This window comes from Rufibacter sp. XAAS-G3-1 (assembly GCF_013623775.1).
Classification (GTDB): Bacteria; Bacteroidota; Bacteroidia; order Cytophagales; family Hymenobacteraceae; genus Nibribacter.
This window is the reverse complement of the sequence record NZ_JABFAM010000011.1, coordinates 119311-132411: the sequence shown is the minus strand read 5'-3', so window position 1 is coordinate 132411 and position 13101 is coordinate 119311. Positions and strand designations below refer to the sequence as shown.

8 protein-coding genes are annotated in these 13101 nt (G+C 55.0%); 4 read left to right on the top strand and 4 right to left on the bottom strand.

The genetic code is table 11. The features are described 5' to 3' along the window. The first annotated feature begins 6 nt into the window (after positions 1–6). Together HHO50_RS14220 and HHO50_RS21565 are read left to right on the top strand one after the other, a co-directional pair. A complete protein-coding gene (locus HHO50_RS14220; protein ID WP_181306728.1) occupies positions 7–960 on the top strand; it encodes a type IX secretion system membrane protein PorP/SprF in 954 nt (317 codons plus the stop codon). Between the two features lie 91 nt (positions 961–1051). Continuing rightward, complete coding sequence (locus tag HHO50_RS21565; RefSeq protein WP_181306727.1) at positions 1052–3037, top strand: OmpA family protein; 1986 nt, start codon at positions 1052–1054, stop codon at positions 3035–3037. Positions 3038–3645: 608 nt separating this feature from the next. Here the strand turns inward: HHO50_RS21565 and HHO50_RS14210 are convergent. The 4 genes from HHO50_RS14210 to HHO50_RS14195 all read right to left on the bottom strand — a co-directional run bounded on the left by HHO50_RS14210 (position 3646) and on the right by HHO50_RS14195 (position 9991). Next, positions 3646–5439 carry a hypothetical protein gene (locus HHO50_RS14210; RefSeq protein WP_181306726.1) on the bottom strand — a complete coding sequence of 598 codons (1794 nt, stop codon included), beginning with the start codon at positions 5437–5439 and terminating at the stop codon, positions 3646–3648. A gap of 2 nt (positions 5440–5441) precedes the next feature. Further along, complete coding sequence (locus tag HHO50_RS14205) at positions 5442–7661, bottom strand: DUF4175 family protein (RefSeq protein ID WP_181306725.1); 2220 nt, start codon at positions 7659–7661, stop codon at positions 5442–5444. A 192-nt stretch (positions 7662–7853) separates the two neighbouring features. Continuing rightward, on the bottom strand, positions 7854–9401 hold the full coding sequence (locus HHO50_RS14200; protein WP_181306724.1) for a BatA domain-containing protein: 1548 nt from the start codon (positions 9399–9401) through the stop codon (positions 7854–7856). Positions 9402–9505: 104 nt separating this feature from the next. Next, positions 9506–9991: an RNA methyltransferase gene (locus tag HHO50_RS14195; protein WP_181306723.1), complete on the bottom strand. Its 486-nt coding sequence runs from the start codon at positions 9989–9991 to the stop codon at positions 9506–9508. Between the two features lie 269 nt (positions 9992–10260). Between HHO50_RS14195 and HHO50_RS14190 the strand changes: the two genes are divergently transcribed. Next, positions 10261–11511: an efflux RND transporter periplasmic adaptor subunit gene (locus HHO50_RS14190; protein ID WP_255478745.1), complete on the top strand. Its 1251-nt coding sequence runs from the start codon at positions 10261–10263 to the stop codon at positions 11509–11511. 12 nt (positions 11512–11523) lie between these two features. Continuing rightward, complete coding sequence (locus HHO50_RS14185) at positions 11524–13005, top strand: TolC family protein (RefSeq protein ID WP_181306722.1); 1482 nt, start codon at positions 11524–11526, stop codon at positions 13003–13005. The last annotated feature ends 96 nt before the right edge of the window (positions 13006–13101 follow it).

The following is a 13101-nucleotide window of genomic DNA, read 5'->3' as shown; positions in this document are numbered from 1 at the left end:
AGGAGAATGAAAAACGCGATGAAAGCTGTTTTGGTGCTGGTAACTTTGCTGGGCTTTCCGCTGGTGGGGTTTGGGCAGCAAGACCCGCAGTTCACGCAGTACATGTTCAACGGCCTGTTGCTGAATCCGGCGTATGCCGGAAGTAAAGGCTTTTCCAGCGTCAGCGGGTCGCACCGAAGTCAGTGGACGGGTCTGGAGGGGGCGCCCGTGAGCCAGACGCTCAGCTTTGACGGAAACCTGAACCGCAAACTAGCCGCCGGGTTTCTCATCACCAATGACCGGCTGGGTGCCCAGCGGTTTACCGAGGTTTCTTTCAATTCCGCGGTGCGGATTACCTTGAGCCCCCGCACCAAGTTGGCGGTGGGCATTTCCTTGGGCGCAACCCAGCAAACCTTAGACGGTACCAAGCTAGACCCCGCTGAACGGGACGATGTGGCCATCCCTATGGGGATTGAACGGGCCGTGAAGCCTAGCGCGCGCGTGGGTGCTTACCTGTACAGCAACCGGTTTTACACCGGCCTTTCTGTGGGGAATGTGGTCTTCTTCCAGGATGGGTTGCCCACCGACCCTAAGCCGCACTTATTCCTGACTTCGGGCGGGGTCTTTGATTTAAGCCGAACGGTCAAGTTCAGGCCCAGCATTTTGCTCAAAGAAGATTTCAAAGGTCCGGCCGCGCTGGATTTGAACACGTTTTTGCTGTTTCATGAGCAAATCTGGCTGGGCACCTCCTTCCGGACCACGCTGAATATCTTTAATAACCGTGAATTCGCCACGGCTACCCGTCTAGGCAACGCACTGGCGGTTTTGCTGGAACTGCATCCTTCGCCGCTCATGCGGATTGGGTATTCCTATGATTTCTCGTTGAACCAACTGCGCAGCTACTCTAGCCATGAGATTTCTTTGGGCTATAATTTCCTGCAGAAGAAGTATGGCCGTATGCTCACGCCGCGGTACTTTTGATATTACGTATCAACCTGTTTTAAGCCCGTTTTCCTGAAAACAAGCCCAAAGCAGCCTACTCTATTTACCAACTGGTGCAAGAACTGGAATTGTGAAGATTTTTTACCTCGTATCACTGCTTTGTATCAGCCTCTGGGTAACGCCTGCCGTTGCTCAGGCGCAGGCGACCCAATCCAAAGCAGATAAGCACTACACTAATTTTGATTACGCCCTGGCGCTGGAGGAATACCAAAAGCAGCTGGAAAAAGAACAGCCCACGCTGCACATCACCGAGCGTATTGCCCATTGCTACCGACTCATCAACCAGCCCAGTGCCGCGGAGTTCTGGTATAAGCAGGCGCTGGGTTTTCCGGGCACGGCGGCGGTCAATCTTTTGTATTACGCCAATGCCTGCCGCCAGAATGGTGAGTACACCATCGCAAAAAAACATTACCTGCTTTTTGCTGAAAAAGAACCCAGTCGGCGGCAGGAAGCCCTTACCCTGGCCAACGCCTGTGACCTGGCTTTAAGTTGGATTGCCCGGCCGTTGGGAATAGACGTGGTGGCCGACAGCCTGCTCAACTCCTCCTTCGCCGATTTCAGCCCCGTTTTTTACCAAGACGGGCTGGTGTTTTCCTCTGACAGAGGGCGCAGCCAGAACGGAGCCGAGCAGAAAGTCTACGGCTGGACGGGTGCGCCCTACCTGCAACTGTACCACGCGCAACGTAAAGGCCCTAACGCCTGGGGCGAAATAAAACCGCTGGAGAAATCCATCAACACGCAGTTCCATAACGCCATTGCCACGTTCTCGCCAGATTTCACCGAGGTGTTTTTTACCCGCACCAAGCAGGTCAAAAACCGGGTGTTACCCGATGAACTGGTCACCGAAAACAACTGGCAGCGTTACTCCAAAAAAGACGAATTCATTAACCGGCTGGAAATTTACAGCGCCACCTTTGCCAAAGGAAAATGGCAGGACGTAAAAGCGTTTCCGTTTAACCAAGGAGAGAAATATTCGATGGGGCATCCGGCCCTTTCGCCCGATGGGCAGGTGTTGTACTTCGTGTCAGACATGCCGGGCGGCCACGGCCAGTCTGATATTTACTTCAGCGAGCGCCAGAAAGACGGCAGTTGGTCTACGCCGGTCAATGCGGGGCCTACCGTCAATACCAGCGGCAAAGAGGTTTTTCCGGTGGTACACGCCGACGGCACCCTGTATTTCTCTTCAGACGGGCACATGGGCATGGGCGGGCTAGACATCTTTTCGGCCGAAGGCAGCCGGGCCACCTGGCGCAACGTGGAGAACCTGTACTATCCGTTCAACTCGCCGCGCGATGATTTCGGGCTGATTTACGAAAAAGACGGCAAAAGCGGCTACCTGTCTTCCAACCGCGAAGGCGATAAAGGCTCAGACAACATCTACCGGTTCAAGCCCACTGATATTCCGTGTAAGCTGGCGGGCGTGACCTACGCCCGCATCCCCAACCGGAACGGGCGTGCCCGGCAAGTGCCCGTGGGCGATGTGAAACTGGAGGTGATGGTGAACGGTGAGGCCACCAGTTCCTTTCAGTTGGAAACCGATAAAGACGGGCGGTTCCTATTCGCGGTGAACGCGAACCAGACCTACACCATTAGAGGCAGCAAGAAAGGCTACCTCACCCGCACGTTCCACGTGATGCCCGACTGCCGCATCATCACCGACACCGTGCAGATTGAGATGGTGCTGGACCGCGACACACCCAACCAACCCATTGTGCTGGAGAACCTCTATTATGACCTGGACAAGCACAACCTTCGGCCGGAGGCCATTGCCGAACTGGATAAAGTAGTGGGCATGCTGCGGGACAACCCCACCATTAAGATTGAGCTGAGTTCCCACACCGACAGCCGTGAAAGCCACAAGTACAACCTCATGCTGTCCCAGTTGCGGGCCGCCAGCGCCGTGAAGTACATTCTCTCGCAGGGCATTGACGCTAAACGCGTGGTAGACAAAGGCTACGGCGAAACCAAATTGCTGAACCGCTGCAAAGACGGCGTGCCCTGCCCTGAAGAAGAACACCAACTCAACCGCCGCACCGAGTTCAAGATTATCAAGTAACTGCTAAAGCCATTTACAAAGTAATACGGTCGTTTTTAAGCTGATTTCTGATAATCAACCCGAAAACGGCTGCCCCCTTTTCTGTTTGGGAAGCACGTTTGAGCCAGGTGAAAACCTTCTAAGGCTTCTTGCCAGATTTTTTACTCTGGTAAGGGCTTAAACGGTTGAACGATTGGTGTGTCTAAGAAAAAGATGGTGGAAAGCCAAAATCCACCCCTACCCCTCTGAGGAGGGGAATACGCCTTTGTAAGAAGAAAGGAATATGCGTGAGAGACAAGGCGGTGCCTGGTCTCTACGGGTTCTATGATCACCACTTTTGCTACTTTCTCAATTCCAGTCTTTCCTGAGCGCGCCTCGCTTTTGGCCATAGATAGGCAAAACTAAGAGCAAAGGACTTCCCAGGCCGAAAGGGCAGTGCGAGAGGGGAAGACGGGGCCCCGCGGCCGTGAGCGCTTAGCGGAAACTATGAAACAATACAGTACTTGCACCCACGAGAAAAGCAGAAAAGCCAGGGGAACAGCAAACTGCATGCACCTGCCAATAACTCGAAACAAGCTAATCCCAAGCAGAGGCTACGGACAGGAGATGGTGACTAGGATGGTATAAAATCAAATCTTCTCCTCTAGCCATAAAAATCCCAGCGAAAACAACAGGCCCAACCCCAAAATCCACAAAGGCATAGGTTCTTCCTTCGTGAACCGGGCAGCACGCATCGGCGCAGCCGAGACCAAAGCTGCTTTCTGCAAGGCTTGTTGCCGCTGGTGCAGCCTTTGCGTACGCCAGGCGGTTTCTGAATGCACGTAAAAACCAGCTTTCGCCCCGGCGTTTTCCTGCAAGGCGTACCACCCTTTGGTTTTCGGCCAGAAAGTGAACAGCTGGTGCGAAGGCAAGAGCGAAGAAACGTGAGAATACGCTCCCATGGCCGCTCCCGAAGCATCCGTCAGTGTTTTCTGGCCGGCACCGGAAGAAGTAGCCGAGAAAGTGACGGGTTGAAGAACCTGGAGAAACACTTGATGCTGATGGGGCGCAACCGCCAGCGCTTCTTCTTCGGGCTTTGCCAGGGCGGTCAGGACTGTGGCCCAGTACTGCCGGTACAGGGTTTCTTTTCCTTCCAAGGCCAGCGGAAAGGTTTCAGGCACCAGACTGACGCCCACTTGTCCCATTCCTTTCCGGTACCGCAGCACCTGGGCCTGCGTTGGGTTCTGTTCCCAAATCAAGGGTTGCTGGCCTTCCTGGGGTTGTATAACTGAATTAGGTAGTGAAAGCACCGCATTGGCACCTGTTTGCTTGGGCCATTGTACGGCTGCGTTTCTGGCCTGTTTTTCTGAAACCGTTCTGAAAACGCCTTCGGTGAAGAAGTTGATGGGTTTAGGGGCCTTTTGCGAAATAGAGGTCAAAATCCCCAGCCCCTGCTGGCGCACGGCCCGTTGCAAAGCTTGTTTCTCTGCGGCTCCCAGGCTCTGCAAGGCGACGTCATCAAGCAGCACCACATCAAACTTCTGGAGCAACGCGGGCGTGAGCCGGTTCAGGTGGAGAGCAGGTTGGTTCACCCATTCGGTGGCGTACATGCCTTTGCTCACCTGGTTCCGGACGGCCACGCGGTGCCCTTGTGCTGCCAGAGCGTTCTTCAGGAATTTGCCCTCAAAAGACGGTGCCGAGGATAGCAGCAACACCTTCAGCGGGCGCGGAGCCTTTACCGTCACCGGAAGATCTTCCTGGTGAACAGAGTCCTCTTCATCTTTCCAGCGTGCCGCATACACAAACTGCCCCGCCGTTTTAGGGGTGAATTTCAGAAAAAAGGCTTGGTCTGCCCCTTGCTTAATTTCCACGGAGTCTCGGGGCAATCCCGCCGCCTGCAAATAGATCATTATATTTTGCGCTGCTGACCCATGAAACCTGCCCTGCACGTGCACTTCTTCGCCCAGGGTGATTTCCCGCGGCCAGGAAGCTTCTAGTACGCCTGCCGGTAATTCTGAGAAATGCGGCACTAAGCGCATTAAACTCAATGCAGATAGTTCCTCGGCCGGAAGGCCATAGCCCAGCACGTGCACTGTCTTTACCGCGGGATGCTCTTGTTGGAAAGTGGCTAAATCGGTGATCGTTTCAGCTTTATTGGCTTCCGTTCCAAAAGCATACACCTGAGGCTTCGGCCGGAGGCGGTTTACGAGTACTTGAAGGGTGTCTGGATTGTAGCCTTCGGTGAGGAGAATGACTTCTGAGGCATTGTAGGAGCGGGTGACTTTGGGCGGCGCCAGAAGCAACACCAGACACGCCACGGCAACCCAGGAAGCCAGAATTCGCCAAAGGAGCCGTTTACGGTCTGGACGGCGCACGGCCAGCCAGGAGAACCACGCACCCAGCAAAACGGCTACACCTAGAAGAAGCGGAAACGGAAGATGCATGGTTAGTTCAGCCGGTTAAAGTAGTCCTGCGCCAGTTTCTTAGGTGCCCCAGCGGAAACCGGTTTTTGCACCGTTTTTGCAGAAACAGGCAGAAAACGGTGCAGGGCGGCTTCTACCCGCGTGAGGCAATCAACGCAAAGATCTCGTTGGGCCCTGATGTCTTGGGTGAGTTGCCGTACATCTTGCAGGGCCCGCAGGTAAGTACCGGGTTCCCGCACGGCCGCTTTCCCCAACTCCTGCCCGGCGCGCTCCAGCAACGCCGCGTCCATAGAACTGGGTTTAGTACCTTGTCTTAGCTGCGCCACGCGCTGCAAAGCTTGCCGGGCGGCCGTGGCGGTTTCTATAGGTTTTTCTTTGCGCTGAGCCTGATAGGTCTGCACTTTGCTTAGATCGCCGGTAAGGCGTTTCTCGGGTTCTTTTAGGGGCGGAGGCTCAAAGCCGCTTTTCTTTACGTACACCCGTGATTTCTGCTGCACATCTTTGAGCATGCGCAGGGCTTTGTACTCAAACGGCAGGGCTTCTTTAGGCCGCCCAGTGCGTAGCCGAAGTTCGGCTTCCCACATCTGGGCCAACGCGCCTTTGAGCTGGGCTTTGATGGCGGGTTCAAAAAACGTGGCGGCCTCTTCCTGGTCGTGTTTGTGCAGGTACGGGTCTAGCAGTTCGCCCATCTTCGCCTCGTGCTCAGAGGCTCCTTTTTTGGGGGAATGGTCATGACCGTCATCTACGGTGTGGCCTTCGGTTAACTCTGGGGGTAGGGCGGCGGCGCCGATGGTGGATTCAAACTCTTCGCCCAGGAACTTGCCGTAGCGCAGGCGCAATAATTTCTGGTCTACCCCGATGTTGTTAGATCGCTCCTGAAAAACCGTTTGGGTGAGGCCTTTCTGCTCCTGAATCAGTTTCTCGGTGTCAATGATAATCTGGCGCTGGCTCCGGAAATACTCGGGGTTGGGGTTCACGCCTAGCGACATATCATCCATGGTTTCCACCACCGTAGTGTCTTCAATCTCTACCAGAAACGCCTCGGTGCGGGTGTAGCCCCGATGATTGTCCTGGGCCTGAAGGTAAAAATACAGTTCATCGCTGTAGGTCATGCCCAATTGTTGCAAGTTCAACGTCTGGTTCAGCTGTACTTGCCGGGGCTGCCCGCTAAAGGAAAGGTTCAGCGGAATGCGCTGCTCCCGGAACTTCACGGCCTCCCCTTCACCTTTGGCTACCGTGGCAATCAGTTCCGCAGATTGAAGTCCGTAATCATCCCGAAGGCTGGCTTGCACCGTTACCCGCTGCGGCTCCCCAAACAGAATCTCAGTGTACTGTTTCGGTTTCTGTACCGTAATGGCCGGCGCCTCGTCTGGGATGACCTCAATGGAATAAAAGTCAGAGGCCTGCCCGTTCAGGCGCAAATGATACAGGGTAGCTTGCGTTACGGTGAGGGAAGCCGTGTAGGTGTTCTTCTGCCTCGGCACTTGCCGCAACGGAATGGGTTTCTGATTACTCAGCAACAGCTGCAAAGAAGCCACGGCTTGGTTTGTCTGCACCGTCCAGGTGACCTGCGCGCCCGCCTCTACTTTGAAGGAGGGCGTAGTCACCGCGTAAGGGGCTTTGCGCGTGTAGCTTGGCGGCGAAATGCGCAGGTGCATTTGCTCAATGGCCGGTAGAATGGCTTTAGGTTGCGCCACCGGTTCGTTCACGTTGGCCGAGGTACCGGGCCTGGTGGTAGCGGTTTTTGCTTGGGTTTGGGTGAAATCGGGCAGAAACCAGAGGCCTGCAGCTAAAGTTATTCCGGCAAACAACATTATCCAGCCCCTCTTGAAACTGACTGAAGAAGCCTCCTTTGGCGAAATCTGTTCTAATGCCGAGGCTGTCCGTTGTCGTTGCAGTTGCGGCAACAAGCCTAATTGTTCCTCGGGCTGTAGTAGTAACTCCGCGCTTTCTTCCAGTTGCGGGTACTTCCGGTTCAGGTGCCGCGCTATTTTAGGCAGGTCGGTTCTCTTTTGGAGTTCCCGCCACCGCATGGCCTGTAACCCAAGGGTAAGCAAAATTAAAAGGACAGCCGCAGTTCCGCCCCCAATTCCGCCCCAGTCGCGGTACATCCAGACCAGCAAGGGTACTACCATGCCTAGTTCCTGTAGCGCTAATATTCCCGCCTTCCGGCGAAGGTACTGCGCCTGTACCTGTGACAAGACGGTAGTAGATGGGGTGATATGGGAGGTGAGGTGGGGCAAAAGTTTTAGTTGAATTGGTTAATGAATAGAGTTAAATGTACAGAATAAGTCTAGTTGAAACGTAATGTCATTCTCTCATTTGTCATTTTTGAAAGACCTTGTGGGCGAGCTAGAAAAGCCTCGCAATAAAAGTCATTGCCGTTCGCTCACAAGATCCTTTCAGGATGACATGATATTTTCATTCTTTGGGTTTCAAGCATTAATCCTTGCTCTTCTTCCCGCCAACCACCGTTCCAATCCCAGCAAAAACGCCAACAATGCCACCAGCCACGGCTTCAAATCCAGCATCTCCTCTGTTTTAGGGCTGTTTTCTGAAATGGAGCCGGTAAACGCCCGAGGCTGTTCCATCTCTTGCAACAGCGTACGGGTGTCAAAACGCGTGCGCCAGAAGGTTTCTTCCGGGAAGAGCAGACGCAGGAGCAGTTCTGGGAAGTGTCCATTGTTGGACAAGTCGTTCCAGGTGGGGTGAAAGCGGCTGTAGAAACGGTAATGGGTTTGAAGGGAGTCCTGCTCCTGGGTGAGCATGGGGTTCCCGACGCCGTCTTGCCAGAGAATGTCTGCGGTGACTTTCTCTGGGGCGGAAGTCCTTTGGTGCAGCGGCACGGGCTGTGAAATGCCGGGAATTTGCAGCCAGCTTTCTGTTTTCTGGATACGGTCACCGGTGGGGGCATCTTGCAGGGTTTTCAGCCTCTTTTCCGGAAAACGGGCCAAAAAGGGAGCGAGCAGTTCATCGGTTAGCCAGAAAACCCAACTCGGGGCCGAGGCCGGGAGCGGCTGGGTTTCAGCGGAAGAGATCAGTTTATACGCGATGCCTTTGTAGTCCAGAGCCGTTTGCAAAGCAGCCCGCAGGTACCGGACATCGGCTTGCCGTAATTTTGAGAAACGTACCAGCACTCGCAGCGGCTGTTTGTCCAGCGGAAGAGAATTTCGGGCACCGTCTAGCAAGGTCAGGGAATCCGCAGCGGCGTGGGAAGTAAACCGGACGGCGGGTGCATCAGGCACTGAAATGGTTTGTCCGGCGACGGGTTTGGGGACTCTTCTTTCCGAAAACGTGACGTTTTGACCATCGCTCTGCCCGAAACGCAGCAGCAGTTGTCCCGAGGTAGTGTAATAAGCTTCCTGTAGCCAGGTATTGGTTTGGGGTACGCTTACGGGAACCCAGGTGATGCCGGGGCGCATGGTAGGAAGTTCACCGCGGTGGTGCCGGAGCAGATTGGTGGTGAAAAGCCAGGCTTGGGCGTTGGCGGGTAGGCTGCGGTTAAGCACGCGCAGCATGGCCCAGGCGTTGGTGGTGTCAGCAGGCAGCCTATCGGCTTGAAAGTTTTGGATAGAGGTTTCTACGTTTAGAGGCAGTTTTGGGAAACCAGGCTGTAAACGGTGGACTTGCCAGCCTTTCAGGGCTAAAGAATCTACGGTGGCGGCAATGTCTGGGAGGTAGCGGGAGTGCAGCAGCTCGGGGTGCAGGTAGGCGTGTTTCCCCGGAACGGCGGGAACTTGGTGCTTCCAAAAAGGACTGGCTAACACCACGGCAAGCAAAACCAGAAGCAGGCAGCGCAGGAGCAAAAGCCAAGGTTGGGTAAGGCGCAGCCTGCTCAGTTTCCGGCTCTCTGAAGGTTGGAGCCACCGGATGCTGCCTACCAGAACCGTACGGGGCGGCCTTTTATTCCACAAGTGAATGGCAATGGGCACTGCCACGCTGGCGGCGGCCCACCACCACGCCGGGTTCAGGAACTGGAACAAACTAGGGAAGAAGATTCAAAGCGTAAGACATAAAACAGAGCTGGTCTGCCTTCCCCAAGATAGAGACTACCGGCTGAATATCCTAGCTAGGATAAAAGCTGCAGTTAAATGGACAGAGGATTCCCCTGCTGCTGATAGATTTTGAGGTGGCGGTCATACAGCATGATGGAACCCGCTGAGGCTACGTTCATAGAGTTGGTGCCGGGCAATTGCACCAGGTGGTGACACCGCGCCCGCACCGCATTGGAAAGGCCGTGGTCTTCAGAACCCAACAGGTAAATGCACCGCTCCGGGTGCTGGAACTGCTCTACGGAGACGGATTTCGCGTCTAACTCAACGCCTACCAGCTGGCAACTGTAAGGCAAATGCCGGTAGAAATCGGCAAAGTCTGTGTAGTGGAACAGCGGAATCTCCTTCCAACTTCGGCCCGTGTCTGAGGCCTGTTTTTTATACCGCCGGCCTATGGTGAACAGGAAACTGGCCCCCAGGATAGAAGCCGACCGCCAGAGCGTGCCCACGTTTTCCTCGGTCTTCGGTTCCATAATCCCAATCCCGAAGTACCCTTCATACTGTGCCTTGTTTCGCGCCATACTGCTGTGCCTCCGCAAAATGTAGCTGCCAAAGACCGAGGCAAAGATAGCAGTACCGGGTTCCTTTCAAGGCAGTTTCTGCAAAATCAGGCCCAAAACACCTTTTCCAAACCTATTGAATCAAAGCCGATGAAATCTGACCACAACTGGAATAGGTGTCCACAACTGGACAGTTTTGATTGTGATTCTTGTGTGTAAACACTTGTAAATCAATTTATTACATATTGGCACGTCGCTTGGATAACCTCTGCTGTCAAACGTGTAAGAAAATGGACAGAGAATTATCCCAAGCCGTAGTACAGAAAGCCGAGCGCCGCCGCTGGATACAAGGTGGCATGGTTGCCGTAGCGGTGCTGCTGAGCGTGCTGGCGTTCCGGTCGGTGCTGGAGACCCGGGTGTCCAAATCTGAGCTGCGGTTCGCGACGGTGGAAGTGGGAGCGGTAGAAGCTTCGCTGACGGCGACGGGAACCGTGGTGCCAGAAAACGAAGAGGTCATCGCCAGCCCCATCCAGGCGCAGATTGAGCGCGTGCTGCACACCCCCGGCGACCATGTGGCCGCCGGTGAGCCGCTGTTGTTGCTGGACAAGCAGACTTCCCAGACGGCATTTGAGAAACTCCGCGATGAGCAGCAGTTGAAGCAAAACAAAACGGCCAAGCTGGAAAACGACCTCCAAAAGAACGTGAACCAACTCCGCTCCCGCTATGCCGTGCAGGAAGTGCGCGTGAAAAGCCTGCAGGCGGCGCTCGCCGACGAACAATACCTGCTCTCCATTGGCGGCGGCACCCAGGAAAACGTGAAAAAAGCCGAACTGGACTTGAAAGTAGCCACCCTGGAACTGGCCCAACTGCAACGCCAAATCAAAGATGAACAAGCCGCCGCCCAGATTGGCCGAAGAGAGGTAGGCTTTGAGCTGGAAATGCAACGCCGCGACATCGGGCAACTAGAGCGGCAACTGGCCCAGGCCGATGTCAAAGCCGTGCGCAAAGGCGTAGTCACGTGGGTGAACGAAGAAGTGGGCGCCACCGTGAACGCCGGTGACCCGCTGGCTCGCGTAGCCGACCTGAGCAGCTTCAAAATCAAAGCCACCATCGCAGACACCTACGCCGAGCAAGTGAAAGTAGGTGGCCCCGTTACGGTGCGGGTGAATGACGTTGATTTGCGCGGCGAAGTAGCCAACGTGCAGCCCAAAGTGGAGAACGGCATCATCACCTTCTATGTGCGCCTGCAGGAGAAAAATCACCAAGCCTTGCGCTCCAACCTGCGGGTAGAAGTGTTCGTGCTCACTGATTTCAAGCCCAACGTGCGGCGTGTGAAAAACGGCCCTTTCTTTACCGGAGCCCCAGAGCAGGCGGTGTTTGTGGTGCAGGGTGACAAGGCTATCCGCCGAACCTTGAAAACTGGAGCCTCCAACCTCGACTTCGTGGAACTGCAGGGCGACATCGCCGCGGGCGAGCAGATTATCCTCTCCAACACCAAGGAGTACGCGCAACTGAAGGAAATTCACTTGTCTGAAGACTAACCCGCGCTGACCATGAAAAAGACTCTATTATATATAGTGTGGGTGAGTTTGTTCAGCGCACCTCTGGCGCAGGCCCAAACCAACTCCTCCAACTCCCAATTTGCCCGCCAACTAACGCTGCAGGAAACCATTGACCTCGCGCTTTCTTCCTCTATAGCCGCCAAGCAGGCCAGCACGAACAAAACCAGCCGCTATTGGGAGTACCGCACGTTCAAAGCAGATTACCGGCCGCACCTTACGCTCAGCGGCACTTTGCCAGATTTCTCCCGCAGCATTGTACCCGTGATTCAGCCCGATGGCACCACCGATTTCAGGGCCGTGTCTATCAGTAATTCTGATTTGGCTTTGTCGGTAAGCCAGGCGGTGGGGCTTACGGGCGGACAGGTGTTCATCTCCTCGCAAAGCCAGCGGTTCGATGATTTCAACCAAGGCGTTCGGCGCTACAATTCTTTCCCGGCCGTCATCGGGTTCAAGCAACCCATCTTCGGCTACAATGCCCTGGCCTGGAACAAGAAAGTAGAGCCCTTGCGCTTTCAGGAATCGGAGCGGCAGTACCTGGAAGACCGCGAAACGCTGGCGACCACCGCTACGCAACGGTTCTTTGACGTGCTGCTGCAACAGGTGAATTATGAGATTGCCTCCAAAAACGTGGAAAACAACCAGGCCCTGTTCAAGGTGGCCGAAGAAAAGTTTCGGCTGGGCCGATTATCCAAAAACGAACTCCTGCAACTGCAACTCAGCCTGATGAACGCGCAACTAGCCCAGGCGCAAGCTTCTACGGAGCTGAAAACCGTAGTCCTGCAGTTCGCCGCTTATGTGGGCTTGCCGCAGGGCGAAAAAGTAGCGGTGCTGGCGCCCAACCATGTTCCGGCTTTGGAAGTGAACGAACAAGCCGCCCTGGAGCAGGCCCGTATGAACCGAAAAGAACGTTTCCTGTACGAGCGAAAAGTGCTGCAGGCCCAGCAGGAAGTAGCCCAAGCCCGTGGCAAAGGCGGCTTCAACGCCGATTTGTACGCCACCTTCGGGCTCACGAAAAGCGCCAGCAACTTCTCTGAAAGCTACGCCCAACCCGAAAACCAGCAGCAAGTCATGTTAGGCTTCAACGTGCCTATCGTGGATTGGGGCCGGCAGAAGGCGAGCGTGAAAACAGCCCAGGCGCAGCTGCAATTGACGCAGTACACCGTGGAGCAGGAGCAGACCGCCTTTGAGCAGAGCGTGTTCACGCAGGTAAACCAGATAGACCTCCTCAAAACGCGCCTCCAGATTACCGCCTCCGCCGATTCCATTGCCCAAGAACGCTATGACATCACCAAGGCTACCTTCCTGGTAGGCCGCATCAGCATCACCGACCTGAACATCGCGCTCCAGGAAAAAGACCAGGCCCGCCGCGCCTATATTGCCGCCCTGCAGGATTTCTGGATAGCCTATTACCGCCTCCGGGCCCTTACTTTATATGACTTTGAACGCGGCGTGCCGCTGCTGGCGGAGAAATGAGAAATGCGTTTCGGGGCTGTTTTGAGGGAAACAGGCTTAAAACCTAAATATCGGAGAGCACGCATTCCGTCCCCCTTCAAAGGGGGACGAAGGAGT

Excerpts from the sequence above, each read along its gene's own strand:
- HHO50_RS14220 (WP_181306728.1), top strand. The coding sequence starts at position 7 with ATGAAAAACGCGATGAAAGCTGTTTTGGTGCTGGTAACTTTGCTGGGC.
- HHO50_RS14210 (WP_181306726.1), bottom strand. The coding sequence starts at position 5,439 with ATGCATCTTCCGTTTCCGCTTCTTCTAGGTGTAGCCGTTTTGCTGGGT.
- HHO50_RS14195 (WP_181306723.1), bottom strand. The coding sequence starts at position 9,991 with ATGGCGCGAAACAAGGCACAGTATGAAGGGTACTTCGGGATTGGGATT.
- HHO50_RS14190 (WP_255478745.1), top strand. The coding sequence starts at position 10,261 with ATGGACAGAGAATTATCCCAAGCCGTAGTACAGAAAGCCGAGCGCCGC.
- HHO50_RS14185 (WP_181306722.1), top strand. The coding sequence starts at position 11,524 with ATGAAAAAGACTCTATTATATATAGTGTGGGTGAGTTTGTTCAGCGCA.